The following is a 24,957-nucleotide window of genomic DNA, read 5'->3' as shown; positions in this document are numbered from 1 at the left end:
CGTAATTCCAGACACGGCGAAGGAGCTCGCATGAACACCCCAGTCACGATCATCGGCGCCGGGCTCGGTGGCCTCACGCTCGCCCGCGTCCTGCACGTCCACGGCATTCCGGCCACCGTCTACGAAGCGGAGCCGTCCCCGATGGCACGCATGCAGGGCGGGATGCTCGACATCCACGACTACAACGGGCAGCTCGCCGTCGCGGCCGCGGGACTGACGGCCGAGTTCCGCGGCCTGGTCCTGGAGGGCCGCGAGGCGATGCGGATCCTCGACCAGACCGGCGAAGTCCTGTTCGAGAAGGTCGACGACGGCACCGGCGGCCGCCCCGAGGTGCAGCGCGGGGAGCTGCGGCAGCTGCTGCTCGACGCGCTCCCGGCCGGCGCCGTCAAGTGGGGCCACAAGGTCACCGGCAGCCGCACCCTCGGCGACGGCCGCCACGAGGTGACCTTCGCCGACGGCAGCAGCGTCGTCACGGACCTGCTGGTCGGCGCGGACGGCGCGTGGTCGCGGATCCGGCCGCTGCTCACCGATGCCACCCCCGAGTACGTCGGCACGGCGTTCGTCGAGACCTACCTCTTCAACGCCGACACGCGCCACCCCGCGACGGCGAAGGCGGTCGGCGGCGGGACGATGGTCGCGAACGGCCCCACCGAGAGCCGGGCGATCAACGCCCACCGCGAAAGCGGGGACACCCTGCACGCCTACATCGCGTTCACCGAGTCCTTGGCGTGGTTCGACTCGATCGACTTCGGCGACCCGGCCGCGGCGCGGGCGCGGATCGCGCGGGAGTTCGACGGCTGGGCGCCGGAGCTCACCGCCCTGATCACCGACGCCGACACCGCTCCGGTCCTGCGGCCGCACCACACCCTGCCGTTCGGGCACCGGTGGGACCGCGTGCCGGGCGCGACCCTCGTCGGCGACGCGGCCCACCTCACCGCGCCGAACGGCGAAGGCGCCAACCTGGCCATGCTGGACGGCGCCGAGCTGGGCCAGGCCCTCGCCGCGCACCCCGGCGACGTCGAAGCCGCCCTCACCGAGTACGAGCAGGCGATGTTCACCCGCAGCGCGACCCCGCTCGACGAGGCCTTCCTGCTGGAGAGCCTGTTCGGCGACGAGGTCCCGGAGGCGCTGGCCGCCATGTTCACCGGCGGCGAGGACTCCCTCCCGGGCTGAGGTGGGCGGCTCAGCCGTGCCAGTGCTCGGCGAGCAGCTCGTAGGACCGGACGCGGTCGGCGTGCTCGTGGGTGATGGTCGTGATCACGAGCTCGTCGGCGCCGGTCGCGTCACGCAGCTGCCGCAGCTTCGCGGCCACGGTCGCGGGCGAGCCGGTGAACTGGGTGTCGACACGGTCGGCGACGAGGGCACGGTCTTCGTCGGTCCACTGGTGGGCCGCGGCTTCGGCCGGGCTCGGGAAGCGGATCGCGCCCTCGGCCCGGCGGACGCTGCGGACCCACAGGGCGTACCCGGTGGCGAGCTCCCGCGCGGTGGCGTCGTCCTCGGCGACGACGACGTCGGCCGACACCGCGACGTGGGGCCGGGGCAGCGCGTCGGACGGGCGGAACGCCTGCCGGTAGGCCGCCACGGCGTCGAGCACCCCCGAGGGGCTGACGTGGTAGTTCGCCGCGAACCGCAGGGAGTTCGCGCCCGCCACCGCGGCGCTCTGCCCGCCGCTGCTGCCGAGGATCCAGATCTCCGGCCGGGCGCCTTCTCCGGGCACGGCGTGGGCTTCGTGCCCTTCGGCGGAGCGGTAGGTGCCGCCGAGCAGGGCGAGGATGTCGTCGACCTGCTCGCCGTAGTCGGGGGACTCGGCGCCGGGCTGCTGCAGGAGCGCAAAGGTGAGCCCGACGAGCGGGGACGCGACCAGCCTGCTGAAGTCGGGTTTGCGCGGGATCAGCACGCCGTCGGCGACCCGCTCGGGCGCGGGCGGCCGCTGGGCCGCGGCGGTGTATTCACGGACGAGCTGCTTGCCGCTGCGGCCGAGCCCGAGGTCGAGCCGGCCCGGGTGGAGCGCTTCGAGAAGGCCGAACTCCTCGACGACGGCCAGCGGGGTCCGGTGCGCGAGCTGGACCCCGGCGGAACCGAGCCGGATCCGCGTGGTGGCCCCGGCGACCAGCGCGATCAGCACCGGCGGCGACGCTCCGGCGATCCCCGGGCTGAGGTGGTGCTCGGCGAACCAGTAGCGGTGGTAGCCGAACTCTTCGGCTCGCCGCGCGAGGTCGACGGTGTTGCGCACGGCCTGCGTGACGTCGGACCCGGAGCTGATCGGGACGAGGTCGAGCACCGCGAGGGGGACGTCGGGCATGGTTCCCAGTTATCCCCGCAAGCCGCGGCGAGCGCACGGCCGCTCAGGATGCGGAACCGCTGCCACGGCGGCAAAAGCGCAGGTCATGATCCGATCGACCAGCGTGAGAACGGAGCACAAAATGAGATTCCAGGTCCTGGACATCGCTTCTACACCGTCCTGATCGAGCACTAGCGCAAGCAGTACGCCGAGCACGCCCACGACCCGAGTCTCGCCTTCGCCGACGGCGAGGTCGTCCCGGTCGTCCGCGAGGCGGCGCCCACGACGCTGTGGACGGAGAACGACCCGTACGGCGGCCGCCCCGCCGTGCACGGCCGGACCTTCAGCCCAGGTGCTCCTTGAAGAACCCGGCCAGTTTCGCGACCGCGGGCGTGACGTACTCGTCCTTGTCGTAGAGATCGACGTGGGACGCGCCTTCGATCCAGTGCAGCTCGCGCGGGCCGGTCGTGCGCTGGATCGCTTCGACGCTCATCCAGGACGTCACCGCGCCGCGGCCGGCGATCATCAGCAGCGGGCGCGGCGCGAGCAGGCCGAGCGCGGAAAAGGCGTCGTAGCCGGCGATGCGGTCGACGCTCGACCAGGGCAGCAGCTTCGCCGACCGCGGGTGTTCGCCACGCGGGGTGCAGTAGTACTCCCAGCCGTCGTAGCCGTGAGGGCCGCCCGCGCGGGCCTGGTCCGCGGTTTCCGGGAACAGCGCGAAGGTCCGGACCTCCTCGCCGCGCGCTTCGGCGGTCCTCGCTTCCGCGGCCGCGTCGAGGAGCTGCCCGAACACGGCCGGGTCCTGGGTCCCGTCGGCGCCGAGGCGGAACTGGCGGCCGATGTCGGCCGCGCTGACCGTGCCGAGCGCCCGGACGCGGTGGTCGGTCGCGGCCGCCGTCAGCCCGTACCCGCCGGAGGCGCAGATGCCCAGCACGCCGATCCGCGCGGGGTCGACCTCGTCGCGGGTGGTGAGGAAGGAGACCGCGGCCTTGAGGTCCTCGACGCGCTGGGCGGGATCCTCGAGGCCGCGCGGGAAGCCTTCGCTTTCACCCTGGTAGGCGGCGTCGAAGGCGAGCGTGACGAACCCCTGCTCGGCGAGGCGCCGCGCGTAGAGGCCCGCCGTCTGCTCCTTGACGCCGGTGCCGGGGTGCCCGACGACGATCGCCGGGCCCGGCGTGGCCGTCTCCGGCAGGTGGAGGTGACCCGCGATCTTCAGGCCGGCGCTGGGAAAGGTGACGTTCACGGGTGCTCCGATCCGGTCCGGTGTGGACCTCCAGGTTCGGTCCGGCGGACGGGCGGGTGCCAGGGAAGGAGCTGCCTGGGCAACCTGGTACCAGGCACGGCGTCGGCCCGCTCCGGAAGACTGGGGGCGTGAGCACCGAACTGGGCGAGTTCCTGCGGGTCCGCCGCGCCGCGCTCGACCCGCGCGACGCGGGAATGCCCGACGACGGCCGGCTGCGCCGGGTGCCCGGTCTGCGCCGGGAAGAGCTGGCGCAGCTGGCGCACGTGAGCGTCGACTACATCGTGCGGCTGGAGCAGGGCCGGACCCGCCGGGTCTCGCGCCCGGTCCTCGACGCGCTCGCCGACGCGCTGCGGCTGACCGCCGACGAACGCGACTACCTGTTCACCGTCGCCGACGTCACCGCCCCGGCGCGGCGGCCCGCCCGGCCGGAGGTCGCGCCGCGGCTGCGGCAGCTGCTGGACACGATGGCGGACGTCCCCGCGCTGGTCCTGCACCGCCGGATGGACGTGCTGGCGTGGAACCGCGGCGCCGAGGCGCTGCTGACCGACTTCGGCGCCCTGCCCGCGGCGGAGCGCAACCTGATCCGGCTGACGTTCCTCGACGAGAAGTTCCGCACGGTGTACGCGGACTGGCCGCGGTCGGCCCGCGAGTGCGTGGCGGTGCTGCGGATGGAGGCCGGCCGCGACCCGCACGACCGCGCCCTGAGCGCGCTGGTCGGCGAGCTGAGCGTGCGCGACCCGGACTTCCGTGCCTGGTGGGCGAGCCACCAGGTCCGCGGGCCGCGGCAGCTGGTCAAGACCTACGCGCACCCGGTCGCGGGCCGGGTCGAGCTGGACGTCCAGCAGTTCACCGTCGACACCCACCCCGACCAGCTGCTGGTCGCCTACACCGCCGAGCCCGGCTCACCGTCGGAAGAGGCCTTGCGCTTCCTGCTGCGCTGGCACGGCGACGGGCGGGTCACGAGCGGTACGTCGGCACCACCGAGTACACCTGCAGATCGGCCGGCACACCCTTCGCGCGGAACCCCCGCCGCCGGCGGGTGATGACCGTGTCCGGGTCGAGCGCGTCGAGCACCGCCGCGCTCGCGAGGACCTCGTCCCCGCCGGCCGCGGCCATCACGCGGGCCGCGATGTTCACGTCCACGCCGAAGTAGTCCGCGCCGACCCGCTGCGGGTGCCCGCGGTGCAGTCCCGCGCGCAGGCGGGGGTGGTAACCCTCGGCCGCCACCGTGGCGACGGCAGAGCAGGTCTCGTGGGCGGCGACCACCGACCGGGCGGTGTCGGTGAAGACCGCCATCACGCCGTCCCCCAGGCCCTTCACCACCGAGCCACCGTGCCCGGTGATCACCGACTTGCTGACGTCGGCGACCGAGCGCAGCAGGGCCAGCACCCGGTCGTCGCCGGCGTGCAGCGCCCACGAGGAGAAGCCGACCAGGTCGGTGAACAGGACGGTGATCCCGGCGGCGGTGTCGGGGTGCGTGGTGCGGCGGGTCGCCGCCTGCCAGGCCTGGACGGCGGCCAGCCCGAGCTCACGGGACGCGCTGGGCCGGTCCGCGCCCGCGTCGGTGAGCAGCCGCGCGATCCGGTCGGACGACCGGACGCCGGACGGGCTGAGCGGGTCGTCGGGTCGGTCGTCACCGGGCACGAGCCGCCGCACCAGCCGGGCGGCGCGCACCAGCCGGTCGCGCTCGTCGGTCGTGCGGAGGAACCGCCGGGTGCGGGCGTGCCAGGGCTCGGGGCCGTTCACGAGGTGGAGCCTACTGGCGAGTCGGGTTCGCCGAGCGGTGATCGGGGCGAAGCTCACCCGAGCGGTCAGATCTTGCGGAACCGGGACTCGAGGAGCGCGAACACCCCGAAGACCGCGATGCCCGCGGCCAGCGTCAGCAGCAGGACCTGCCCGTACGGCTGGGCGGCGAGGGTCTTGAGCGCGGGGTCCAGGCCGCCGGCCTTCGCCGGGTCGTAGGTGAGCGCGGCGAGCACGAACATGGCGCCCACCGTCCCGTAGGCGACCGCCATCGCGCACCAGCCGACCTGGCCGAGCTGCTCGGTCGACCGGCGCAGGCCGCGGGACGCGCCGCCGAAGTCCAGGTCCTGCACGAACTTCTTGCGGACACCCCGGTAGGCGAGGAAGGCGGCGGCGACGATGACCGCGGCGCCGGCCGTGATCACCGCCGCGGCGCCCCACGGCTGGCCGAGCGCCGCGGCCACGATCGAGCCCGCCTTGCCGGAGCCGCCGGCCGCGGTCTTGCCCGCGCTGTAGGCGACCAGGCCGTACAGGACGACCTCGAGCCCGCTGGTGATCCGGCGGATCCGCCGCCGTCGCGCGGGAACGTGGCGGTGGCCGGTGATCGCTTCGGTGAGCTGCCAGACGGCGAGCAGGCCGGTCCCGGCGGTGATCAGCCACAGCAGCCACGCGCCGCCGCCGGAAGCGACCAGCTGCAGCGCCCCGGCCTTGTCGGCTTTCTCGTTGTCGCCGAGCGCGACCTGGGCCGCCAGCCAGGCGACGACCAGGTGCACCACGGCGTAGCAGGTCAGCCCGATCCGGGCGAAGAGGCTGAATCCTCTGATGTCGGGCATCTGCGGATCCTTGCTCACCGCGGCCCGTTTGACCAGGCGCACCCGGGTCAGCCGATCTTCCGCACGTGCGTGGTGTCCGCGTCGACGACCTCGCCGTCGGTTCCCGACGGGACCAGTTCCGGCACCGGGACACCCCGGCCGTCGACGAGCGTGGAGTACGGCTCGTCCGGGGCGAAGGCATGGCGTTCTCCCCACTGCCGCAACGTGAGGACCACCGGGAAGAGGTCACGGCCGGCGTCGGTGAGCACGTACTCCTGCCGTCGTCCCGAGGCTGCCGTGCGCTGGGCGAGGAGCCCGTGTTCGACGAGCTTGCGGAGGCGGTCGGTCAGGATGTTGCGCGCGATCCCGGTGCGGCGCTGGAACTGGGTGAACGAGCGCGCGCCGTCCATCGCGTCACGGACGACCAGGAGGCTCCAGCGGTCGCCGACGAGGTCGAGCGTGCGGGCGACCGGGCACTGGGGGTCGGTCCAGGGCATGACACCTCCGAAGAGTTGCGGATCGAAACCATTCTGCCGTACCGTCAGTTTGGTTGCAAACTGCTACTGATCGGGGGAGTGATGGACGGGCGACGGCGGCTGCTGCTCGCGGTGGTGTGCGGGGTCTCGGTGGCGGGAATCTATGCGGCGCAACCGGTTCTGGGCCCGATGGGGCACGACCTCGGGGTGCCGGCGCGGCTGTCCGGGTGGCTCGTCGCGGCCGGCCAGCTCGGTTATCTCGCCGGGCTGGTGCTGCTGGTGCCGCTGGGTGACGTGGCCGACCGGCGCCGGCTCATCGCCGGGCACCTGGCGCTGACCGCGGTGGGCCTGGCGCTGACGGCGTCGGCTCCGGGCGCGGGGATGGCGTTCACCGGGCTCGCCGTGGCCGGGGCGTTCGCGGTGGTGGTGCAGACGACGGTGGCTTACGCCGCTTCGGTTTCCGCGCCCGCCGAACGCGGGCGGACCATCGGCGTCGTGACTTCGGGCGTCGTGGTGGGAATCCTGGGTGCGCGGGTGGTCACCGGCCTGCTTGCCGACGCGTGGGGCTGGCGGAGCGTCTACGCGGTGCTCGCGGTGTTGTCGCTCGGGCTGGCGGTCCTGGTCCTGGTCGTGCTGCCGCCGGACGAGCGCGCTTCTTCAGGGTACCGGCGGGCTCTGGTCTCCCTCGGCGGGCTGTTCCGGCAGCGGACCTTCCTGGCTCGCGGGCTCGTCGCGTTCTTCCTGTTCGCGTCGTTCGGGACCCTGTGGAGCGGCCTGTCGCCGGCGCTGGCGGGTTCCTTGAGCGAAAGCCGGATCGGGCTGTTCGGCCTCGCCGGGCTCGCCGGCGCGCTCGGCGCCGCCCGGGCGGGACGGTGGGCGGACGCCGGCCGGGCGGCGCCGGTCACCGGGCTCGCGCTCACCCTGCTCGTGGTGTCGTGGGCGGCGATCGCACAGCTGCCGTGGTCGCTCTGGCTGCTCACTGTCGGGATCGTGGTGCTCGACTTCGCCGTCCAGGTGGTGCACGTGGGCAACCAGCACGGGCTCACCGCGGCGTTCCCCGACCGGCCGAGCGGTGTCATCGGCGGTTACATGGTCTTCTACGCACTCGGGTCCGCCCTCGGCGCGGCGTCGACGACCGCCGTCTTCACGTCCTCCGGCTGGATGGGCTCGAGTCTGCTCGGCGCCGGGTTCGCGGTCTGCGCGCTGGCCTGCGCGGTGCGATCCTGGCGGGATGAGCGATCCACGGCGGGAGCTGGAGCGCATCCGGGACGGCGGCGGTCCCGGCGCGGAGCAGGCCCGGATCGCGTTGACCACCGCGCCTGACCGGCTGCGGGCGGCGATTCTCGCCCTGGCCGCGGCGCGAGGGGCGGAGAGCAGCACGTGCCCGTCGGACGCGGCCCGGGCGGTGGCCGACGACTGGCGTCCCCTGCTGCCCGAGGCCCGCGAACTGGCCCGGGAGTTAGCGCGGGACGGCCAGGTCCGGGTGACCCAGGGCGGCGAGCTCCTCGACCCCGACGGCGAATGGCGGGGCCCGATCAGGATCCGGACGGCCTGACCCGGGCGGGCTCCGGTGGGCCCGCCCGGGGGTGGCTCAGCCCTGGGCGGTCAGGTCGAGCAGCCGGCCGGTGAGGTCGAGGTGCTCCTCGACGCTGCCGGTCAGGTAGGTGAGGTCCACGAAGGTGTGGTCGGGCTCGAGCGTCGTGACGATCTTCGTCACCGACTCGGCGATGTCCTCCGCCTTCGTGCCCGGAGCGGCATTCACGCGCAGGGCGACACCGAGCGCCTGCGGGTCACGGCCGGCCTGCTCGGCGTCGGCGCGGAGCTTGGCCAGCGTCGAGGTGAGCACGTCCGCGGGGAAGGCTTCGGGCACCGACCAGACGGGCAGCCAGCCGTCGGCCCGCTGGGCGACCCGCCGCAGCGACTTCTCCCCGAACCCGGCAAGGTGCACCGGCGGCTTGCGCACCGGCTTGAGGTCGACGTGGCTCTCCGCGATCGAGTAGCCGACGCCCTCGTGCGAGACGACGTCCTTGGCCCACCAGGTGTCGAGCAGGTCGAGCAGGTCGTCGAGCCGCTTCCCGCGCTCACCCATCGGAATCCCGACGGCGGCGTACTCGTCCGGCGACCAGCCGATGCCGAGGCCGGGCAGCAGCCGTCCGTTGCTGGCGACGTCGAGGCTGGTCAGCAGCCGGGCGAAGTTGGCGGGCTGGTACTGGGTGGCGTTGATCGTGCTGGAGCCGAGGATCGCGGTTTCGGTCACCGCGGCGGCGACGGCCAGCGCGGTGAACGGGTCGTGGGCGGTGTGGAACTCCTCCGGCATGGTGTCGTAACCCGGATAGGGCACAACGGGCTTGACGGGCGACAGGAGCCGGTCGCCAACCCAAAGACTGGCGGCGCCGGCCTGCTCGGCCTCGCGCGCATACCGCGCAATCCCGCCCGGCGTGGCCGCGGCCTTGCCGAAAACCGGAAGGCTGAACCCAATGCGCATGATTCTCCCCTGAAGAGCGAACGGACCGTGCCGGTCCTGCTACCACTAGTACTCGCGTCTAGTTGCTCGTTCAAGTATCTTGGCGCATCGGGGGCTGGAGGTGATCGTCTTGAGCGTAGCCAGGACGCGGAGGGGTGAGTCGGGGAGGGGGCTTCGCCGGACAAGCGCGCCGGCTCGAGGGCTCGGCGAACTGGACCAGACCAGTTGCGCCGTGGCGAGGCTGCCGTCGCGGTCCAATCCGCCTGCTTGCGGGCTCGGCCGCGGCGGGAGCCCTGCCTGTCGGCTCCGGCCATGCTGACCACGGCGACGGACTCCGCGTGGAGCTCCGAGGAGGACACGTCGGGAAGTGAGGGCCGTGGGTGTCATCGAGGTCATCTTTGGTGCCGCTCTGGCTCTCCTGCTGCTTATGGCCGTCGCGATGGCGGTTTATCGCAAGGAAAAACTGCTTCGGCTGGTGATGGTCATCGGACTTCTTTTCCTGGCGTTGCTTGCGGTGCATCGCGGCGACGCCGCTCTCTTGACCGCGATCAGCGACCTCTTTGGCGCCTGACGCGGTCCAGCGGCTCAGGTCGTCTGCACCGGCGGGGTCGCCAGAACCTCGTTGAAAGCCTCCGTGGACGAAGGATGCGTGTAAATCGCGTCTCGCAGCACCCCGGCCGTCGTGCCCTGCCGCATCGCCAGGGTCACCACATTGATCAGCTCCTGCGAATCCACACTCAGCAGCGCCGCTCCCAGCACCTGGTCCGTGTCGGCGTCGACGACGAACTTCATCACCCCACGAGTCTCGCCGACGATCTTCGCCCGCGGCATCCCCGCGATGTCCGCGACAGCCTTCGAAACCACCTTCACCCGCAGCCCCCGGTCGACCGCCTCCCGCTCCGTGAGACCCACCCGGGACAAAGCCGGCGTCATGAACACCGTGTACGGCACGAACTTCCGGTCCACAGTGGACAGCGAACCGGCGCCGGTGAGCTGGTCCGTCACGATTCGGCTGTCGTCCAAAGAAATATACGTGAACTGTGGGCCGCCGTTGACGTCGCCCACCGCGTAGATGTGGGGGACGCTCGTGCGCAGGTGCTCGTCCACCTCGATCGCGCCCGACGCCCGGGTGCGGACTCCCGCGCGGTCGAGGCCGAGGCCCTCCGTCGCCGGGGTGCGGCCCGTGGCCGCCAGGACCTCGTCGGCCGCCAGGGTGTGGGTCCGGCCGTTCACCTCGTACGTCAGCTCGACGCCGTTGTCGATGTCGCGCACCGCCGTCACCTGGGCGCCCGGGATGAACTCGACACCCGCGCCGCGCAGGATCTCCGTGGCCGTGCTCGCGATGTCCTCGTCTTCGCGCGGCATGATCCGCGGGCCCGTGTCGAGCACCGTGACCGCGCTGCCGAACTGGGCGTAGATCGACGCGAACTCCACCCCGACGTAGCCGCCGCCGAGGATCGCCAGGTGCTTCGGGAGGTGGTCGAGGTCGATCAGGTCCGTGCTCGTGAGCAGGTGCCCGCTCTCGCGCAGGCCGGGGATCGGCGGCACCGTCGGCACCGCGCCGGTGTTGACCACGATCGTGTCGGCGCTCAGGTCGACGACGTCCGCGCCGGCGGTGACGCGCACCGTCTTGGCGTCGAGGAACTCCGCCCGGCCGGTGATCACCGTGACCGAGTCGAGCGTGTCGAGCATCGCGAAGTTCTTGCCGCGCAACGTGGTCGTGAGCGCGCGCGTGTCTTCGACCGCCTGGTGGTGGCGCTCCGCCGGGCTGCCGGCGCCGGGGTGTTCGGCGTGGTGGACGAGCGCCTTCGTCGGGACGCAGCCGATGTTGATGCACGTGCCGCCGTACATCTGCGCGGACTGCTCGATCATGGCCACGCGCTTGCCGAGCCGCCCCATCGTGGCGGCCAGCGTCTTGCCGCCCTTGCCGAACCCGATCACCAGCAGGTCGAAGTGCTTGTGCTCCATGTGTCCATCATCGGCCGGGCGAGGAGAGACGACCACGCGTGAACAGCTCAATCCTTGTCGGAACCGGCTCATGGACGGCGTGAGCCGCCTGGTCCGGCTGGCCCGGCCGGAGGGCGGGGTGGACGTGCGGTGCCTGCTCGCCGGGCGCTTCGCGCTGGACCACCCGGCGGCCGGCCCGGGCGAGGTGCCCTTCCACCTGGTGCTCGACGGCCGCTGCACGGTGACCTCGGGGCCGCACACCGCCGAGCTCGGCCCGGGGGACCTGGTGCTGCTCGCCCACGGCGGCGCGCACACCGTCTCGGCCGCTTCGGGACGGCGGCGGCGGTTCGCGGAGGAGCCGGGAGCGGCGTTCCCGACCCGCCGGACGGTCGGCGCCGAGCCCGAGCTGGACCTCTTCTGCGGCCGCTACCGCTTCGAGCCGGGCGCCGGCTCGTTGCTGTTCCGCCTGCTGCCGCCGCTGGTGCACGTCTCGCTGGACGCCCCGGCGTGCACGCTCGCGGAGGTCCTGCGCGGCGAAGCCCGCGTCGACGGCCCCGGCACCGCCGCCGTGGTCGCCGCCCTGTGCGACGCGCTGCTCGCCATGGCCCTGCGCGGCCGCCCCGAGCCGCGCCTCGGCGCGCCGGCCCTGTGGACGGCGATGGGTGACGACGCGCTGGGCCGCGTGATCGCCGGCATCGTCGACCGGCCGGGGGAGGCGTGGACGATCGACCGGCTGGCCGCCGCCGCGTCGATGTCCCGGGCCACGTTCGTGCGGCACTTCACCGCCCGCACCGGCACCACGGTCGCGACGCTCGTGACGGCGATCCGGATGATGGTGGCGACCGACCTGCTGACGCGGTCGGACCACTCGGTGGGCCGGGTGGCGAGCGAGGTCGGCTACCGGTCGGAGTCGGCGTTCGGGCAGGCGTTCCGCGCGTCGCTCGGCAGCACGCCCGCCCGGTTCCGGAAGCGGGCGCTCCGGGCGCCGGGCTCTACCATGGACGAGTAGGCCGGCGCAGGCAATGCGGACCCATGGATGTCCGCTCGGCCGGATACAAGGCCTCGTCGACTCGCTCGGTCACGCAATACCTTTGCCATGACTACGCGCTCTGCGGCAATGCTCCCTGCTCCAAGAACGCCACTGCCACTCGCCGCGCCTCGGCCAATGGCACCTCGTACCGGCTCGGGATTTCCTGGGTGTTGGCCTGGAAGTCGTAGATGACGTTCTCACTGAGCGATGAGTCACCCTCGGTGTGCACGGCTTCCGGTGCCAGGAACATTACGAAGCCGGTCTCTTGCCCGATACCGAAGTAGAAGGTGCCCTTGCCAGGGGAGCCGGAGACGGAGCACTCCACCATTGAGGGAACGGCGGCGTCCTTGGCGTCGGCCTGCACGCGCGCGATCAGCTCGTCGAGGTCGCCTGCCGTGCGTACCAGAATGGCCGGTTCGCCGTCGGTGTGGTCGTTTTCCGGCTCGTGGTCGTACCAGACCTCTAGCGTGACCACGGGTTCATTCCTCCGGTGAATGTTTTGCGGTAGTTCGGCGCGTGGACCGTCACCGAGTAGCCGGATGGGAGCATAACGGGCAGCAAGCTGTCGCAGCCGAACGCGCTGCGACACGGCCGGTTGTTGAGTACCACGTCCACGTGCTTTCGTCCATCGCCAACCATGCGCGCGGCCAACTTCTGTTCGGCGTGGCTGACCGTGACCGGCGCGGCCTTCAGGGGGAATGCCTCGCTGCTGTAAGAGCGCCCAGGCTGCATGCGAGTCGGCATCTGTCCCGCTGACGATCTCGTGGGCCCGGCCGTGCTCGTCGACCCAGCGGCCGTGCGTCTTCTGCCCGGTACCCCGCACCACGGGTGGTGGCAGCGAGGCTCGCAGTGCCTCGGCTTGGTCTCGGGTGAGGCGCCGGCCGTCCGGTGCGGCGGCAGCCGGCACGGAAGTGACAGTCGGCTGTGCCGACACCTCGGCCGAGGTGTCGGGACCCTCCGGAGGAGTGCTCGCCCCGATGCGATCAAGGTAGCCGGAAAGTATGTAGTCCACCTGGCCGACGACGCCCACGAGGTTGCCGAGGCCCTGCTCGGCCTCACCGAGCCGGGAGACGGAATCCTGTATCTCTTGCTGCTGTGAGCCGGTCCGGGTGAGGGCCCCCGCGGCCTCACTGAGCAGGTCGGCAGCTTCGTTGAGCTTGGCGGTGGGCAGCTTGCCGAGCGCTGTCCGCACGGCTGCCGTCAGCTCCCGTACTCCCGCCATGATCGCCCCTTTGCCCATCTTGGCTGGTGAGAGGCAAACTGTCATGCGTGGATCTGCGATAGTGAAAGTCATGTACACCGGCAACCCCGACGTCCCCGACGACGTCTTCGCGGACGTCCTCGGCCAGATCGACGACTTCGTGCGCACCCGTGTCATGCCCCGCGAGCTGGAGATCATGTCGACGGACGCCATCCCCGCCGACCTGCGCGCGCAGGCGGCCGAAATGGGGCTGTTCGGGTACGCGATCCCGCAGGAGTGGGGCGGTCTGGGCCTCGACCTCGTGCAGGACGTCGAGGTCGCGATGGCGCTGGGGTACACGTCGCTGGCGCTGCGCTCGATGTTCGGCACCAACAACGGCATCGCCGGGCAGGTCCTGGTCGGCTTCGGCACCGACGACCAGAAGGCGCGGTGGCTGGAGAAGATCGCTTCGGGTGACGTCGTCGCGTCGTTCGCGCTCACCGAGCCCGGCGCGGGCTCGAACCCGGCGGGCCTGCGGACCACCGCCGAGCCGGACGGCGAGGGCTGGGTCATCAACGGCGGCAAGCAGTTCATCACCAACGCCACCGAGGCCGGGCTGTTCGTGGTGTTCGCCCGCACCCGGCCCGCGTCGGAGGCCGGCACCGGCATCGCGGTGTTCCTCGTCCCGGCCGACACGCCCGGCATCACCGTCGGCCCCAAGGACGCCAAGATGGGCCAGGAAGGCTCCCGCACCGCCGACGTCACCTTCTCGGAGGTCCGCGTCGGCCCGGAAGCGCTGGTCGGCGGGGACGGCGAGGTCGGCTACAAGGCGGCGATGACGTCGCTGGCGCGCGGCCGCATCCACATGGCGGGTCTCGCCGTCGGCGCCGGTCAGCGGGCGCTGGACGAGTCGGTCGCCTACGCCGCGACCGCCACCCAGGGCGGCACACCGGTCGGGGACTTCCAGCTGGTGCAGGCGATGCTCGCCGACCAGCAGACCGGGGTGCTGGCCGGGCGCGCGCTGGCCCGTGAGGCGGCGCGGCTGTACGTCACGGGGGAGGACCGGCGGATCGCGCCGTCGGCGGCGAAGCTGTACTGCACGGAGATGGCGGGCAAGGTCGCCGACCTGGCGGTGCAGGTCCACGGCGGGTCCGGTTACCTGCGGGAGGTCCCGGTCGAGCGGATCTACCGCGACGTCCGGTTGATGCGGCTTTACGAAGGCACGAGCGAGATCCAGCGGCTGATCATCGGCGGCGGGCTGGTGCGGGCCGAGAAGAAGAAGCAGTCGTGACGCGCCCGCTCGACGGGGTCACCGTCGTCGCCCTCGAGCAGGCCGTCGCCGCGCCGCTGGCGAGCCGCACCCTCGCCGACCTCGGCGCGCGGGTGATCAAGGTCGAGCGGGTCGACGGCGGTGACTTCGCCCGGGCCTACGACCACGTCGTGCACGGCAGCGGCGCGCACTTCGTGTGGCTCAACCGCGGCAAGGAGTCGCTCGCCGTCGACCTGAAGACGCCGGAGGGGCGCGACGTCGTGCGGCGGCTCGTCGCGAAGGCGGACGTCTTCCTGCAGAACCTCGCGCCCGGCGCCGCGGACCGGCTGGGTTTCGGCGACCTTCGCGCGCGGCAGCCGGAGCTGGTCGTGGTGAACCTGTCCGGGTTCGGCGTGGGCGGGCCGATGGCGCAGCGCAAGGCCTACGACATGCTGGTGCAGGCCGAAGCCGGGCTGATCGCGATCACCGGCACGCCGGAAGCTCCCGCGAAGACCGGGATCCCGACCGCCGACATCGCGTCCGGGATGTACTGCTCGCAGGCGGTCCTGGCGGCATTGCTGCGGCGCTGGCGAACGGGTGAAGGCGCGACGATCGAGGTCTCGATGCTCGAGGCGACGGTCGAGTGGATGGGATATGCGCTGTACACGCAGATGTACGGCGGGACGCAGCCCGCGCGGATGGGGCTGAGCCACAGCTCGATCGCGCCGTACGACGCCTTCCCGACCCGCGACGGCCGGCTGCTGATCGGCGTCCAGAACGACACCGGCTGGCGCACCCTGGTCACCGACGTGCTCGACGCGCCCGAGCTGGCCGGCGACCCGCGCTTCGCCACCAACGTTTCCCGGGTGGCCCATCGCGGCGAGTGTGACGCCGCGGTCGCGGCCCGGACGGCGCAGTGGACCAATGCCGAACTGGACGCCCGCCTCGCCGCGGCCGGGGTGCCGGCCGCCCAGCTGAAGGAGGTCGGCCAGGTCGTCGACCACCCGCAGCTGCGGGCCCGGGACCGCTGGCGGAAGATCGGCACCGAGCACGCCCGGGTCGACGCGTTGCTGCCGCCGGTGACCTTCGCCGACGTCGAAGCGGTGATGGGTGACGTTCCGGCGCTGGGGCAGCACACGCGCGCGCTGCTCGTCGAGTCCGGTGTGGACGCCGACGACCTCATCGGCCGCGGGATCGCCGCCCAGAGCGGGTGAGCCGCGGGGCCGCCGGCCGGCGGCGGCCCCGCGACCGGTCAGACGCCGCTGGTCTGGCGGATCCAGGAGCGGCCCGCGGCGACACTGCCGTAGGTGGTGGTGCTGGACCGGTCGCTGGTCGAGCACACCCCCACCTGCACACCGCCGTCGAGCATCGGGCCGCCGGAGTCCCCGCCGGCGACCGCGCCGTTCGGGGTGTCGGCCGAGATCGCCGGGCCGCCGAAGTAGTCGGTGTCGCTCGTGTCGGAGATCCGGACCGACGCCTGCTTCAGCACGCTCGACTGGTGGTTGCCCTCGTCGGAGGACTGGGTCGCGCCCCAGCCGTACACGCGGGCGGCGTCACCCTCTTCGGCGTCGGAAGAGCTGCTCGCGAGGCGCGCGAAAGTGCTGCCACCAGTGGTGTTCAGCTTGATCAGGGCGAGGTCGCCGCCCGAGTACAGGTAGGTGGACGCCGCTTTGGCGTGCACCCCACCGGAAGCGCTGTTCGAGCCGACGTAGAGGTCGATGTCGGTCAGCCGCTGCCCGTTGTTGTCGTACATGCAGTGCTTGGCGGTCAGCACCCAGCGCGCGCCGATCAGGGTGCTGGTGCAGAAGAACGTGTAGCCGTTGGCGTGCCCGTTGAAGCGGGTGATGTAACCGGGGTTCTGCGCCGTGCTGCCGCCGATGATCGACGGCTGGGCGGCGGGGGAGAGCGGGGTGACCGGGGTGCTCGCCGACGCGGGGGCGGCGGCGAGCGTCGCGAACACGGCGCAGGAACCGGCGAGCACGGCGGCGGCGCGGGTGAGCCGTCCGGGGTTTTCACGCATTTCGGGACTCCTTGGGGGACCGGTGGGGACTCACCGAACGTAAGCGGGTGGTGCGCTCCGGGTAATCCGCTGGAAGGCCCGAGCCGATCAACGGAACAGGACGGTTCCTTCGGCGGGTTGCGCTTTCCCGGGGCGTCCGCTCCCCGGGCACGGCCGACGTTCGTCGGATGACAGCCGCCGTCCACGGCTGTTAGACCGAACGCGGACCGGCGCGATCCGCCGGGCAGGCCGTTTCCGTCCGGATCACCGAGGACCTGGATGCAGTTGTTCGCGGCCCCCGCCCCGGAGCCCGGGCGGGACCTGGCGCACGCGCTCGCCGCCGGCCCGTTCAGCCGGGCGCTTTCGCTGGCCATCAACCGCAGCGGGCTGGGCCTGGCGCGGCTCAAGGGCCGCTTGGCCGCGGCCGGCGTCCCGGTCAGCACCACGACGCTGAGCTACTGGCGAACCGGCCGGACCCGGCCCGAACGCCCCGAGTCGCTGCGCGCGGTCGCGGTGCTGGAAGGGATCCTCGGCCTGCCCGCGAGTTCGCTGACCGGCCTGCTCGCCCGGCCCGACCACGTGGCGGCGCCGGGAGTCGTGGGCTGGGAACGGCTTTGGGGCCCGCGCAACCGCGTGCTGTCGGTGCTGCACTCGTTCGACGCGGCGGACGAGACGTCCCTGGTGGTGCTCAGCCTCCACGAAACCCTGCACGTCGCCGCGGACGGGGCGCTGACCCGGCTGCGGGTGCGCGAAGTGGTGCGCGCGGTCGACGAACCGGTGCAGGCCAAGCTGGTCGCGCTGCGCGGCTGCACCCCGGGCCGCCCGCCACGGCTGGTGTCGACGCGCTACTGCGAGCCCGCGCGCACGGAAGTCCTGCCCGAGCCGGGGTTCGTGCTCAGCGAGCTGGTGCCGAGCCGGCCGCTGGCGCTGGGCGAGACGGCGATCCTGGAGTACGAGTTCGAGTACACCGACGACGTCCCCGACGCCAGCTACGACCGGCGGTTCCGGCACCCGGTGCCCGAGCACCTGCTGGAGGTCCACTTCGCCCCGGAGGCGCTGCCGTCGAGCTGTCACGCGTACCGGCGGGACTCCCCGGGCGGGCCGGAACGCGACGTCACCGAGGTGGCGTTGTCGGCGGTGTCCCCGGCGCACGTCTTCGGCACCGGGGTGGCGCCCGGGATCCGCGGAATGCGGTGGTGCTGGGGCTAGTTCGCCCCGGCTGCCGGTTTCTTCAGCAGGTCGTCGAGCCCACCTCGGGCGTCCTTCATGACGATCTCCTCGGCCTTCGCCGCGTCGCCGGCGCGCAAGGCGTGAACGAGCGCCCGGTGGCTCGAATAACGCTCGGCGCCGAAGCGGTCGTCGGCCAGCACGTGGTCGGTCAGGCGGCTGCGGCGCTCGTCGCGGGAAAACACGCGGCTCTGTTCCAGCAGCCGCACCAGGACCGGGTTGCCCGCGCACGCACTCACCGCGTCGTTGAAGCGCTGGATCGTGTCCAGCAGCGTGCCGACGTACCGGTCGACCGGCTGGCCGCCGGCGTGCCGCTGGCGCATGACGATCACCAGGTCGTCGGCCTCGTCGAGGATCGTGTCGAGCCGGTCGAGCTGGGCCGGCGTCGCGTGACGGGCGGCGAAGCGCGCGATCAGCCCGCGCAGCGCGACCTCGACCTCGGCCAGGTCCTGGATCGCCGAGTCGCCGATCGCCGCCACGACCACCGTGCGCGGGCCCGCGCGCTCGATGAGGCCGTCCTGCTCCAGCCGCCGGATGGCTTCGCGGACCGGCGTGGGGCTCACCGAGAAGCGCTCGGCCAGGCCGCGCTCGGTGACCTTCTCACCCGGGCTCAGCTCACCCGCCGCGATCGCGGCCTGCACCGCGCGGTACGTGCGGTCGGCGAGGGTCTCGGTAGCGACGGGCGTCTCCATGCACCCATCCTAGCGCCGGCCATGGCAACCGGATATGCCACCGTTGACAATTTTGCTATAGCATCTCTACGGTGACCGCAGCGGCGACGCGGCCGCGGCGACCCGGAGGACTCCTGATGACCACAGTGGACGCCCCGAGCGGGCGGAAGATCGGCCGGCACATCACGTTCTTCGTCGCCCTCGCCGTCTTCGCCCAGGAGTCGACGTGGAACTTCTACGACGCGCAGGTGCCGCCGCTGCTGCGCGAGCACGTCGGGAGCGCCGCCGTGATCGGGCTGCTGATGGGCATGGACAACATCCTCGGCGTGGTCATCCAGCCCTGGATCGGCAACCGCTCGGACAACACCCGCACCCGCTGGGGCCGCCGGATCCCGTACCTGGCCGCCGGCATGCCGGTCGCCGCCCTGCTGTTCGCCACCATCCCGCTCGCGTCGTCGCTGCCGGCGCTCATCGGGCTGATGTTCGCCTACGCGCTGGTGGCGAACAGCTTCAAGCCGCTGGGGGAGGCGCTGCTGCCCGACTTCATCCGGCCCGAGCGCCGCAGCCGGGCGAACGCCGCGGTGAAGATCGCGTCCAGCCTGACCATCATCGTCTCGGCGCTGATCAGCACCTTCCTCGTCGACTCGCACCCGGTGCTGGCCTTCTCGGTGCCCGCCGCCCTGATGCTGGTCTCCGCGGCCGTGCTCGTGCTGCGGGTCCGCGACAGCGCGTCGCCCGCCTACCGGGCGGCGGTGGCGGAGGACGAAAAGCCGGAGCAGCAAGACGTCCCGAAACCGCGTATGCGCGACATCCTGCGTGAGCTCGCCGGTGACCCCGACCGCACCCGGCTGCTGGTGCTGCTGGCGATCCTGCTGTTCGGCGCGGCCTGGGCGGCGTCCCGCTCGCTCGTCACCAACTACGGGATCGAAGCCCTCGGCCTGTCGCGCGGCAAGGCCGGCGGGCTCACGCTGCCCAGCGGCGTGGCGTTCCTGCTCGCCGCGTACCCCTTGGCGCTGCTGTCCGAACGGATCGGCCGGCTGCGCGTGATGGCGCTGGGCATGACGGTCTTCGTTCTGGCGCTGACCATCGGCACGCTCTTGCACACCGCCACCGCGACGATCGTCGCGTTGTGCGTGGCCGCGGTCGGTGCCGCCGGGTTCGTCATCAACGCCGCGGTGGTGCTGTGGAACCTCGCGCCGTCCAGCCGGGTGCTCGGGACCTACACCGCGCTCTACACCGTCGGCTGGGCGGGCGGAGGTTTCCTCGGGCCCGCCGTGGTCGGCGGGATGGTCGACGTCAGCGGCTGGGACCTGATGCCGGTCGACGCGGCCCTGCTCGCGGTCTTCGCGGTCGCCGCCGTCGTGCGGGTGCTGCGGCGCCGCCCGACCGGGACCGAGGTCGCGCTGTGAGCGTCATCCTGGTCACCACCGACTACGCCCGCCCCGGCGACGAGGCCCACGCGCTGCTCACCGCGGCCGGCCACGACCTCCGTTACGTCGTCCGGCCGCGCGGTGCGGAGCTGGTCGCGGCGCTGGCGGACACGACCGGCGCGATCATCGGCAACGACCCGCTGACCGCCGAAGTCCTCGAACGCGCACCGCTCCTGCGCGCGATCGTGCGGTCGGGGGTCGGGTACGACTCGGTCGACGTCGAAGCCGCCGCCCGGCTGGGCATCCGGGTCAGCAACCTGCCGGGGATCAACAGCAACGCCGTCGCCGAGTACACGATGGGGCTGCTGATCGCCGCGTCCCGGCGGCTCGTCGAATCGGTCGCCGGGGTGCGGGCGGGCGACTGGCCACGGCGAGGCGGGCGCGAACTGCGCGGCGCCACCCTCGGGCTCGTCGGGCACGGCCCCCCCGCCCGCGCCGTCTTCCCGCTCGCCCGGGCGTTCGGCCTGCGGATCCTCTGCGCCACCGCCCACCCGGACGGAGGCGACCCGGACGTCGATTTCGTCGAGCTGCCGAAGTTGTTGCGCGAAGCGGACTTCGTGTCCCTGCACACCGCGCTGACCCCGCGGACGCGGAACCTCGTCGACGCGGCCGCGCTCGCCCTGATGAAACCCACGGCGATCCTGGTCAACACCGCGCGGGGCGCTCTCGTCGACGAAGCCGCGCTGGCCGAGGCCGTCCGCTCGGGCCGGCTCGCGGGCGCGGCGCTCGACGTCGCGGCGACCGAGCCGCTGCCGCCGGACAGCCCGCTGCGCGGAGTCGACGGGATCACCGTCTGTTCGCACCTGGGCGGCCAGACCACCGAAGCCCGCCGGGCCACCGTGGCCGGCGCCGCCCACGAGCTGCTGGCCTCGCTGCGCGGTGCGCCGCGCAGCCCGGTTTTTCCCGTCACACGAAGGAGAAACGAGTGAACGACTCAGTGGGCGTCCTGGTGCCCGCGGGCATGATCGGCGCGGGGTTCGCCGAGGAGACGGTCGAGCGCGGCCTCGCCCTCGGCGCCGACGTGATCGCCGTGGACGGGGGTTCGACCGACTCCGGTCCCCATTACCTCGGTTCCGGCACCCCGAAGACGTCGACCGCGGCCGTGGCCCGGGACATGCGCGTGCTGCTGCGCGCCGCGGCGAAGGCCCGGATCCCGCTCGTCGTCGGGTCCTGCGGCACGAGCGGGGCCGACAGCGGGGTCGACTGGCTCGCCGCGATCACCGCGGAAATCCTGGCGGCGGACGGACTCGACCTGACCGTCGCCACCATCTACAGCGAGCAGGATCCCGCCTACCTCCGGCGCCGGCTGGCCGAGGGCGCCATCCACCCGCTGCCGCCGCTCGGCCCGCTCGCGGCCGCGACCCTCGACAGCTGCGTGCGCGTGGTCGGGATGATGGGCCACGAGCCCATCGAGGCGGCGCTGCGCGCGGGCGCCGACGTCGTGCTGGCCGGGCGCGCCACCGACACGGCGGTAGCGGCCGCTTTCGCGCTGATGCGGGGGATGCCGGCCGGTCCGGTCTGGCACGCGTCGAAGATCGTCGAATGCGGTGGCCAGTGCACGACCAACCCGCGCTCGGGCGGGGTGTTCGCGCGGATCGACCGCACCGGCTTCACGATCGAACCGCTGGACCCGGCGGCGGCCTGCACCCCGACGTCGGTGGCCGCGCACATGCTGTACGAGACCGCCGACCCGTTCCGGATGCGCGAGCCCGCCGGGACGCTCGACGTCTCCGCCGCGACCTACCGGGCCGTCGACGAGCGGATCGTGCGCGTCGAGGGCTCGGCGTTCGAACCCGCCGCGCAGCACACGATCAAGCTCGAAGGCGCCCGGCTCACCGGCTACGAGACGATGTCGTTCACCGCCATCCGCGACCCGCACATCCTGGCCGGCATCGAGGACTGGGCCGCGCTGCTGCGGAAGGTGCTCGTCGAGCGGGTGCACCAGACGCTCGCGCTGGGCGAGGACGGCTACGAGCTCGACATCCGGCTCTATGGCCACAACGCGATCCTCGAAGACCTCGACCCCGCGACGACCCCCGCGCGCGAGGTGGGCGTGATGCTGCTGGTGCGCGCGGCCGACCAGGCGACCGCCACTGCCGTCGCGAAGATCGCCAACCCGCTGATGCTGCACCTGCCGACCCCGGACATGCCGTACCTGCCGAGCCTCGCCTTCCCGACGTCGCCGGCGGAGACCGAGCGCGGCCCGGCCTACGAGTTCGTCCTCAACCACGTCGTCGACGCCGAGACGCCGACCGCGCTGTTCCGCACCGAGCTCCGGAAGGCCCGTGCCGATGCCTGAAACCCTGCAGGACCGCGCCCTCGAAGTCCGGTCGAAGAACGCGGGCCCGTTCTGGGTCACCATGGAGCTGTTCATGCGTGACGAAGCGGGTTACCGCGTCGCGGCGGACGAAACCTTCCTCAACGAGGACGTCGTCGCGCGGCTGTACGGCGTCCCGACCGGCGGGGTGCGGATCTTCCGGATCCCGGCGTTGAACGTCGTCAAGATCTCCTTCCCCCGGCCGGTTCCCCAGGGCGGCCTGCGGGACCGGGACATCCACGCGGGCCAGCACCACGTGCCGCTGGCGCTGCTGGAGCTGCCTTGACAGCGCCCTTCCGTCATTCATACATTTGGTGTCCATTTGTATGAATGACGGAAGGGGTCCGCATGCGGCTCGGGAACACCGCCGTCGTCCTCGGGGGCAGCGCCGCCGGTCTGTGCGCGGCCGGCGCGCTCGCCCCGCACTTCGACCGGGTGCTGGTGCTCGAACGCGACGAGCTGCCGGCCGGGGCGGAGCACCGCCGCGGCGTGCCGCAGAGCAAGCACCCGCACTTCCTGCTGAACTCGGGGCGCCGCGCGATCGGGGTGCTGTTCCCGGGCTTCGAAGCCGCTCTGATCGCCGCGGGCGGGCTGCACCTGATGCCGTCCCTGGACGCCGCCTACCTCGACGGCCCGGGCTGGTCGGCGCGCAAGCGCAGCGCCATGACGATGATCTACAGCTCGCGGATCCTCATCGAACGCGTGCTGCGCGAGCAGGTGCGGGAGCTGGCCAACGTCGTCATCCGCGAAGGAGCCGCGGTCAGCGGCTTGACCGTGCGAGCCGGGGCGGTCACCGGGGTCGAGTTCGCGGGCGAGCACGTCGACGCCGACTTCGTCGTGGACGCGATGGGCCGCGGCTCCCCGGCCGGCGGCTGGCTGGCGGCGGCCGGCTGGCCCGAGCCCGAGGTGCGGACCCTCGACGCCAAGGTCACCTACACCTCACGCTGGTACGACCTGCCCGAGCCCGCGGCGCGCCCGGCGTCGTGGTGGTGGCGGCACCTGGTGATCATGCCGACGCCGGACAAGGGCGCCCACCCCGCCGAGCACGAGTTCCTGGTCAACTTCTTCCCGATCGAAGGCAACCGCGTCATCGCGTGCATGGGCTCGTGGGGCCTGGCCATGCCCCGCACGGCGGACGCGTTCGTCGAGACGGCCCGCCGGGTGCGGACGCCGTTGTTCGCCGCCGCCATGGACCGGTGCGCCCCGACGTCGGAGGTGCACCTGACCCGCTCGACCGGCAACAAGTGGCGGCGCTACGACCGGCTGCGCACCCCGCCGGCCGGCCTGGTGTTCGTCGGCGACTCGATCTGCGCGTTCAACCCGTTCTACGCGCAGGGCATCAGCTCCGCGGCCGGGTCGGCGCTGCTGCTGCGGGAGCACCTGGCCCGTGCCGGGCGGCTCGACGCTGCGTTCGTCCCGCGGTTCCTCCGCGCGCAGCGCAAGCTGCTCGGGGTGCCGTGGCGCCTGGCGATGGCGCGGGACCAGGGGTACGCCTGCGCCGAGGGCACCGAAAAGGCGCCCGAATGGAAGCGCCGTGTCCTCGACGCGGTGTCCGGGCCGGCCTTCAGTCTCATCGTCGGCGCCGCGCGGGAGTACGAAGTGGTCGACGAGCACTTCGCCAAGGTGTTCAACATGGACGAGTCGCTGGGGGAGATGCTGCGTAACCCGCGGGTGCTCGCCGCGCTCGTGCGCTACCGCGTCCGCGCGGCGCTCGGCCGGCACCGGGTGCCCTTCGGGTTCGACCCCCAGGCCGAGCCGCCGGCGACGGACCACTCACCGGCCGCGGCGTGAGCACCGCGTGCGGACCGGAGGCCGAAGCCGTCACGCGCGGTCTCGGCTTCGACTGCCACGCCGTCGCTCCGGTGGTCTCGGTCCGTCCACCGTGGACACTCGCGCACTGGACGATGCCGCTGCTCGAGGTGCTGGTCGTCGGCGGCGCGGTCTTCGCGCTGGTGCACGCGCTCCGCCGGTACCGCGCGGGTGACCCGGTGAACCTGGCGCTGTGGTGGGCTTCGCTGGTCTACCTCTTCGTCACCGAACCGCCGTTGTACTTCCCGGAGTGGTTCGGGCTCGACCGGCAGTACGGGTTCATCTTCGCCCACAACGAGTTCACCGTGCAGTTCATGGCGGACCGGCTGCCGCTCTACATCGTCGCGTTCTACCCGGTGATCAGCCAGCTCGCCTACGAGCTCGTGCGGTCGCTCGGGCTTTTCCGGAGCCGGGGCCCACTGGCCGGTTCGGTGGCCGTCGCCTTCGTCTGCCAGGTGTTCTACGAGGTCTTCGACCAGCTCGGCCCGCAGCTGAGGTGGTGGGCGTGGAACCCGGGCAACCGCATCGTGAACCACCCGGCGCTGGCCGCGGTGCCGATGACCAGCATGCTGCTGTTCGCCTCCGTCTCGATGGGCGGCCTGACCTACCTCGTCGTGCGTCTGACCGGCGGCCCGCGACGCGGGTGGCCGCTGGTCTGGCGCACGCTCGTGGCCGGAGCCCTCACCCCGCTGACGATGGCGGTCGCCGGGCTGCCGTCGAGCCTCTTCGCCGGGAACACACCCGCGCAGGCGTGGGTGCTCGGTGTCGAGCTGGCCCTGCTCTGGGTCGTCGGCGCCGGGATCGTCGTCGCGCACCTGCGGTCGCCGGACCGTGGGCCGGACGTGCCGCTGACCGCGTTCGCCCGGATCTACCCCGCGGTCTACCTGGGCGGGCTGGCGGTGTGCTGGCTCGCCGCGCTGCCCGCGTACCTCGGCGCGCACGACGGCGTCACCGACGACGGCACCCCGGTCGGGAGCGGCCCGTACGCGCTCGCCTGCTTCCTCGGGGCGGGTCTGCTGCTGGCCGCGCTGTACGCCGCGCGGCGGACTGCCCCTGCCGCCGTCTGAGCCCGGCTCGGG

26 protein-coding genes are annotated in these 24,957 nt (G+C 72.6%); 15 read left to right on the top strand and 11 right to left on the bottom strand.

Going from position 1 to position 24,957, the window contains the following annotated elements; all coding sequences use genetic code 11:
• Positions 1 to 30 precede the first annotated feature (30 nt).
• On the top strand, positions 31 to 1,173 hold the full coding sequence (locus ACZ61C_RS13000) for an FAD-dependent oxidoreductase (protein ID WP_465306103.1): 1,143 nt from the start codon (positions 31 to 33) through the stop codon (positions 1,171 to 1,173).
• A 10-nt stretch (positions 1,174 to 1,183) separates the two neighbouring features.
• On the opposite strand, the gene ACZ61C_RS12995 is transcribed toward ACZ61C_RS13000, so the two are convergent.
• Both ACZ61C_RS12995 and ACZ61C_RS12990 read right to left on the bottom strand, forming a co-directional pair.
• Positions 1,184 to 2,302, bottom strand: coding sequence for an LLM class flavin-dependent oxidoreductase (locus ACZ61C_RS12995; RefSeq protein ID WP_465306101.1), 1,119 nt, complete (start codon positions 2,300 to 2,302; stop codon positions 1,184 to 1,186).
• A gap of 322 nt (positions 2,303 to 2,624) precedes the next feature.
• Entirely contained in the window at positions 2,625 to 3,524 is a 900-nt protein-coding gene (locus ACZ61C_RS12990; protein ID WP_465306099.1) for an alpha/beta hydrolase, read from the bottom strand.
• Positions 3,525 to 3,652: 128 nt separating this feature from the next.
• On the opposite strand from ACZ61C_RS12990, the gene ACZ61C_RS12985 reads away from it, so the two are divergent.
• Complete coding sequence (locus ACZ61C_RS12985; RefSeq protein WP_465306097.1) at positions 3,653 to 4,567, top strand: helix-turn-helix domain-containing protein; 915 nt, start codon at positions 3,653 to 3,655, stop codon at positions 4,565 to 4,567.
• Here ACZ61C_RS12985 and ACZ61C_RS12980 read toward each other — a convergent pair.
• The 3 genes from ACZ61C_RS12980 to ACZ61C_RS12970 all read right to left on the bottom strand — a co-directional run bounded on the left by ACZ61C_RS12980 (position 4,482) and on the right by ACZ61C_RS12970 (position 6,576).
• The gene (locus ACZ61C_RS12980; protein ID WP_465306095.1) at positions 4,482 to 5,270 is read right to left on the bottom strand and encodes an adenylate/guanylate cyclase domain-containing protein; all 789 of its coding nucleotides are present in this window, start codon (positions 5,268 to 5,270) and stop codon (positions 4,482 to 4,484) included. The two genes, ACZ61C_RS12985 and ACZ61C_RS12980, sit on opposite strands and share 86 nt — an antisense overlap.
• Before the next feature lie 65 nt (positions 5,271 to 5,335).
• Positions 5,336 to 6,100 (bottom strand): DUF1206 domain-containing protein, encoded by a 765-nt coding sequence (locus tag ACZ61C_RS12975; RefSeq protein WP_465306093.1) that lies wholly within the window; start codon positions 6,098 to 6,100, stop codon positions 5,336 to 5,338.
• Positions 6,101 to 6,147: 47 nt separating this feature from the next.
• Positions 6,148 to 6,576, bottom strand: a complete 429-nt coding sequence (locus ACZ61C_RS12970) for a winged helix-turn-helix transcriptional regulator (RefSeq protein ID WP_465306091.1) — start codon at positions 6,574 to 6,576, stop codon at positions 6,148 to 6,150.
• An 81-nt stretch (positions 6,577 to 6,657) separates the two neighbouring features.
• Here ACZ61C_RS12970 and ACZ61C_RS12965 point away from each other — a divergent pair, with 81 nt between their 5' ends.
• Positions 6,658 to 7,878, top strand: a complete 1,221-nt coding sequence (locus ACZ61C_RS12965; protein WP_465306089.1) for an MFS transporter — start codon at positions 6,658 to 6,660, stop codon at positions 7,876 to 7,878.
• Positions 7,787 to 8,110 (top strand): DUF3253 domain-containing protein, encoded by a 324-nt coding sequence (locus ACZ61C_RS12960; protein WP_465306087.1) that lies wholly within the window; start codon positions 7,787 to 7,789, stop codon positions 8,108 to 8,110. The genes ACZ61C_RS12965 and ACZ61C_RS12960 overlap by 92 nt, the downstream gene beginning before the upstream one ends.
• A 36-nt stretch (positions 8,111 to 8,146) precedes the next feature.
• Here ACZ61C_RS12960 and ACZ61C_RS12955 read toward each other — a convergent pair whose 3' ends face one another.
• The gene (locus ACZ61C_RS12955) at positions 8,147 to 9,040 is read right to left on the bottom strand and encodes a TIGR03619 family F420-dependent LLM class oxidoreductase (protein ID WP_465306085.1); all 894 of its coding nucleotides are present in this window, start codon (positions 9,038 to 9,040) and stop codon (positions 8,147 to 8,149) included.
• 355 nt (positions 9,041 to 9,395) lie between these two features.
• On the opposite strand from ACZ61C_RS12955, the gene ACZ61C_RS12950 reads away from it, so the two are divergent.
• On the top strand, positions 9,396 to 9,590 hold the full coding sequence (locus tag ACZ61C_RS12950) for a hypothetical protein (protein ID WP_465306083.1): 195 nt from the start codon (positions 9,396 to 9,398) through the stop codon (positions 9,588 to 9,590).
• Between the two features lie 14 nt (positions 9,591 to 9,604).
• Here the strand turns inward: ACZ61C_RS12950 and ACZ61C_RS12945 are convergent, their stop codons facing one another.
• Positions 9,605 to 10,987, bottom strand: a complete 1,383-nt coding sequence (locus ACZ61C_RS12945) for an FAD-dependent oxidoreductase (protein ID WP_465306081.1) — start codon at positions 10,985 to 10,987, stop codon at positions 9,605 to 9,607.
• 70 nt (positions 10,988 to 11,057) lie between these two features.
• Here ACZ61C_RS12945 and ACZ61C_RS12940 point away from each other — a divergent pair, with 70 nt between their 5' ends.
• Entirely contained in the window at positions 11,058 to 11,975 is a 918-nt protein-coding gene (locus ACZ61C_RS12940) for a cupin domain-containing protein (RefSeq protein WP_465306079.1), read from the top strand.
• A 91-nt stretch (positions 11,976 to 12,066) separates the two neighbouring features.
• Here ACZ61C_RS12940 and ACZ61C_RS12935 read toward each other — a convergent pair whose 3' ends face one another.
• Positions 12,067 to 12,471, bottom strand: coding sequence for an Imm1 family immunity protein (locus ACZ61C_RS12935; RefSeq protein WP_465306077.1), 405 nt, complete (start codon positions 12,469 to 12,471; stop codon positions 12,067 to 12,069).
• On the bottom strand, positions 12,459 to 12,728 hold the full coding sequence (locus ACZ61C_RS12930; RefSeq protein WP_465307002.1) for a DddA-like double-stranded DNA deaminase toxin: 270 nt from the start codon (positions 12,726 to 12,728) through the stop codon (positions 12,459 to 12,461). Before ACZ61C_RS12930 ends, ACZ61C_RS12935 begins: the two co-directional genes overlap by 13 nt.
• Positions 12,729 to 13,288: 560 nt before the next feature.
• Here ACZ61C_RS12930 and ACZ61C_RS12925 point away from each other — a divergent pair.
• Both ACZ61C_RS12925 and ACZ61C_RS12920 read left to right on the top strand, forming a co-directional pair.
• The gene (locus ACZ61C_RS12925) at positions 13,289 to 14,467 is read left to right on the top strand and encodes an acyl-CoA dehydrogenase family protein (protein WP_465306075.1); all 1,179 of its coding nucleotides are present in this window, start codon (positions 13,289 to 13,291) and stop codon (positions 14,465 to 14,467) included.
• Positions 14,464 to 15,639: a CaiB/BaiF CoA transferase family protein gene (locus ACZ61C_RS12920; protein WP_465306073.1), complete on the top strand. Its 1,176-nt coding sequence runs from the start codon at positions 14,464 to 14,466 to the stop codon at positions 15,637 to 15,639. The genes ACZ61C_RS12925 and ACZ61C_RS12920 overlap by 4 nt, the downstream gene beginning before the upstream one ends.
• A 38-nt stretch (positions 15,640 to 15,677) precedes the next feature.
• On the opposite strand, the gene ACZ61C_RS12915 is transcribed toward ACZ61C_RS12920, so the two are convergent.
• Complete coding sequence (locus tag ACZ61C_RS12915) at positions 15,678 to 16,445, bottom strand: S1 family peptidase (protein ID WP_465306071.1); 768 nt, start codon at positions 16,443 to 16,445, stop codon at positions 15,678 to 15,680.
• Between the two features lie 258 nt (positions 16,446 to 16,703).
• Here ACZ61C_RS12915 and ACZ61C_RS12910 point away from each other — a divergent pair, with 258 nt between their 5' ends.
• Positions 16,704 to 17,633, top strand: a complete 930-nt coding sequence (locus ACZ61C_RS12910) for a hypothetical protein (protein ID WP_465306069.1) — start codon at positions 16,704 to 16,706, stop codon at positions 17,631 to 17,633.
• Here the strand turns inward: ACZ61C_RS12910 and ACZ61C_RS12905 are convergent.
• Positions 17,630 to 18,343: a GntR family transcriptional regulator gene (locus ACZ61C_RS12905; protein ID WP_465306067.1), complete on the bottom strand. Its 714-nt coding sequence runs from the start codon at positions 18,341 to 18,343 to the stop codon at positions 17,630 to 17,632. The two genes, ACZ61C_RS12910 and ACZ61C_RS12905, sit on opposite strands and share 4 nt — an antisense overlap.
• Positions 18,344 to 18,459: 116 nt before the next feature.
• Here ACZ61C_RS12905 and ACZ61C_RS12900 point away from each other — a divergent pair, with 116 nt between their 5' ends.
• The 6 genes from ACZ61C_RS12900 to ACZ61C_RS12875 all read left to right on the top strand — a co-directional run bounded on the left by ACZ61C_RS12900 (position 18,460) and on the right by ACZ61C_RS12875 (position 24,945).
• Positions 18,460 to 19,731, top strand: a complete 1,272-nt coding sequence (locus ACZ61C_RS12900; protein ID WP_465306065.1) for an MFS transporter — start codon at positions 18,460 to 18,462, stop codon at positions 19,729 to 19,731.
• Positions 19,728 to 20,681 carry a phosphoglycerate dehydrogenase gene (locus ACZ61C_RS12895; protein WP_465306063.1) on the top strand — a complete coding sequence of 318 codons (954 nt, stop codon included), beginning with the start codon at positions 19,728 to 19,730 and terminating at the stop codon, positions 20,679 to 20,681. The genes ACZ61C_RS12900 and ACZ61C_RS12895 overlap by 4 nt, the downstream gene beginning before the upstream one ends.
• The gene (locus tag ACZ61C_RS12890; protein WP_465306061.1) at positions 20,678 to 22,051 is read left to right on the top strand and encodes an acyclic terpene utilization AtuA family protein; all 1,374 of its coding nucleotides are present in this window, start codon (positions 20,678 to 20,680) and stop codon (positions 22,049 to 22,051) included. The genes ACZ61C_RS12895 and ACZ61C_RS12890 overlap by 4 nt, the downstream gene beginning before the upstream one ends.
• Entirely contained in the window at positions 22,044 to 22,355 is a 312-nt protein-coding gene (locus ACZ61C_RS12885; protein WP_465306059.1) for a DUF4387 domain-containing protein, read from the top strand. The genes ACZ61C_RS12890 and ACZ61C_RS12885 overlap by 8 nt, the downstream gene beginning before the upstream one ends.
• Before the next feature lie 62 nt (positions 22,356 to 22,417).
• Positions 22,418 to 23,860 carry an NAD(P)/FAD-dependent oxidoreductase gene (locus tag ACZ61C_RS12880; protein ID WP_465307000.1) on the top strand — a complete coding sequence of 481 codons (1,443 nt, stop codon included), beginning with the start codon at positions 22,418 to 22,420 and terminating at the stop codon, positions 23,858 to 23,860.
• Positions 23,857 to 24,945 (top strand): hypothetical protein, encoded by a 1,089-nt coding sequence (locus ACZ61C_RS12875; protein WP_465306057.1) that lies wholly within the window; start codon positions 23,857 to 23,859, stop codon positions 24,943 to 24,945. The genes ACZ61C_RS12880 and ACZ61C_RS12875 overlap by 4 nt, the downstream gene beginning before the upstream one ends.
• Positions 24,946 to 24,957: the final 12 nt, after the last annotated feature.

It is taken from the genome of Amycolatopsis sp. NPDC104587 (genome assembly GCF_055583645.1).
Note: the sequence above shows the minus strand (reverse complement) of the source record. Positions and strands in the feature narration are given on the sequence as shown.

What these genes read in the sequence shown, in the direction of transcription:
- ACZ61C_RS13000 (WP_465306103.1), top strand. Translation starts at nt 31, where the DNA reads ATGAACACCCCAGTCACGATCATCGGCGCCGGGCTCGGTGGCCTCACG.
- ACZ61C_RS12995 (WP_465306101.1), bottom strand. Translation starts at nt 2,302, where the DNA reads ATGCCCGACGTCCCCCTCGCGGTGCTCGACCTCGTCCCGATCAGCTCC.
- ACZ61C_RS12975 (WP_465306093.1), bottom strand. Translation starts at nt 6,100, where the DNA reads ATGCCCGACATCAGAGGATTCAGCCTCTTCGCCCGGATCGGGCTGACC.
- ACZ61C_RS12970 (WP_465306091.1), bottom strand. Translation starts at nt 6,576, where the DNA reads ATGCCCTGGACCGACCCCCAGTGCCCGGTCGCCCGCACGCTCGACCTC.
- ACZ61C_RS12965 (WP_465306089.1), top strand. Translation starts at nt 6,658, where the DNA reads ATGGACGGGCGACGGCGGCTGCTGCTCGCGGTGGTGTGCGGGGTCTCG.
- ACZ61C_RS12960 (WP_465306087.1), top strand. Translation starts at nt 7,787, where the DNA reads ATGAGCGATCCACGGCGGGAGCTGGAGCGCATCCGGGACGGCGGCGGT.
- ACZ61C_RS12955 (WP_465306085.1), bottom strand. Translation starts at nt 9,040, where the DNA reads ATGCGCATTGGGTTCAGCCTTCCGGTTTTCGGCAAGGCCGCGGCCACG.
- ACZ61C_RS12945 (WP_465306081.1), bottom strand. Translation starts at nt 10,987, where the DNA reads ATGGAGCACAAGCACTTCGACCTGCTGGTGATCGGGTTCGGCAAGGGC.
- ACZ61C_RS12940 (WP_465306079.1), top strand. Translation starts at nt 11,058, where the DNA reads ATGGACGGCGTGAGCCGCCTGGTCCGGCTGGCCCGGCCGGAGGGCGGG.
- ACZ61C_RS12930 (WP_465307002.1), bottom strand. Translation starts at nt 12,728, where the DNA reads ATGCAGCCTGGGCGCTCTTACAGCAGCGAGGCATTCCCCCTGAAGGCC.
- ACZ61C_RS12925 (WP_465306075.1), top strand. Translation starts at nt 13,289, where the DNA reads ATGTACACCGGCAACCCCGACGTCCCCGACGACGTCTTCGCGGACGTC.
- ACZ61C_RS12915 (WP_465306071.1), bottom strand. Translation starts at nt 16,445, where the DNA reads ATGCGTGAAAACCCCGGACGGCTCACCCGCGCCGCCGCCGTGCTCGCC.
- ACZ61C_RS12910 (WP_465306069.1), top strand. Translation starts at nt 16,704, where the DNA reads ATGCAGTTGTTCGCGGCCCCCGCCCCGGAGCCCGGGCGGGACCTGGCG.
- ACZ61C_RS12905 (WP_465306067.1), bottom strand. Translation starts at nt 18,343, where the DNA reads ATGGAGACGCCCGTCGCTACCGAGACCCTCGCCGACCGCACGTACCGC.
- ACZ61C_RS12900 (WP_465306065.1), top strand. Translation starts at nt 18,460, where the DNA reads ATGACCACAGTGGACGCCCCGAGCGGGCGGAAGATCGGCCGGCACATC.
- ACZ61C_RS12885 (WP_465306059.1), top strand. Translation starts at nt 22,044, where the DNA reads ATGCCTGAAACCCTGCAGGACCGCGCCCTCGAAGTCCGGTCGAAGAAC.
- ACZ61C_RS12880 (WP_465307000.1), top strand. Translation starts at nt 22,418, where the DNA reads ATGCGGCTCGGGAACACCGCCGTCGTCCTCGGGGGCAGCGCCGCCGGT.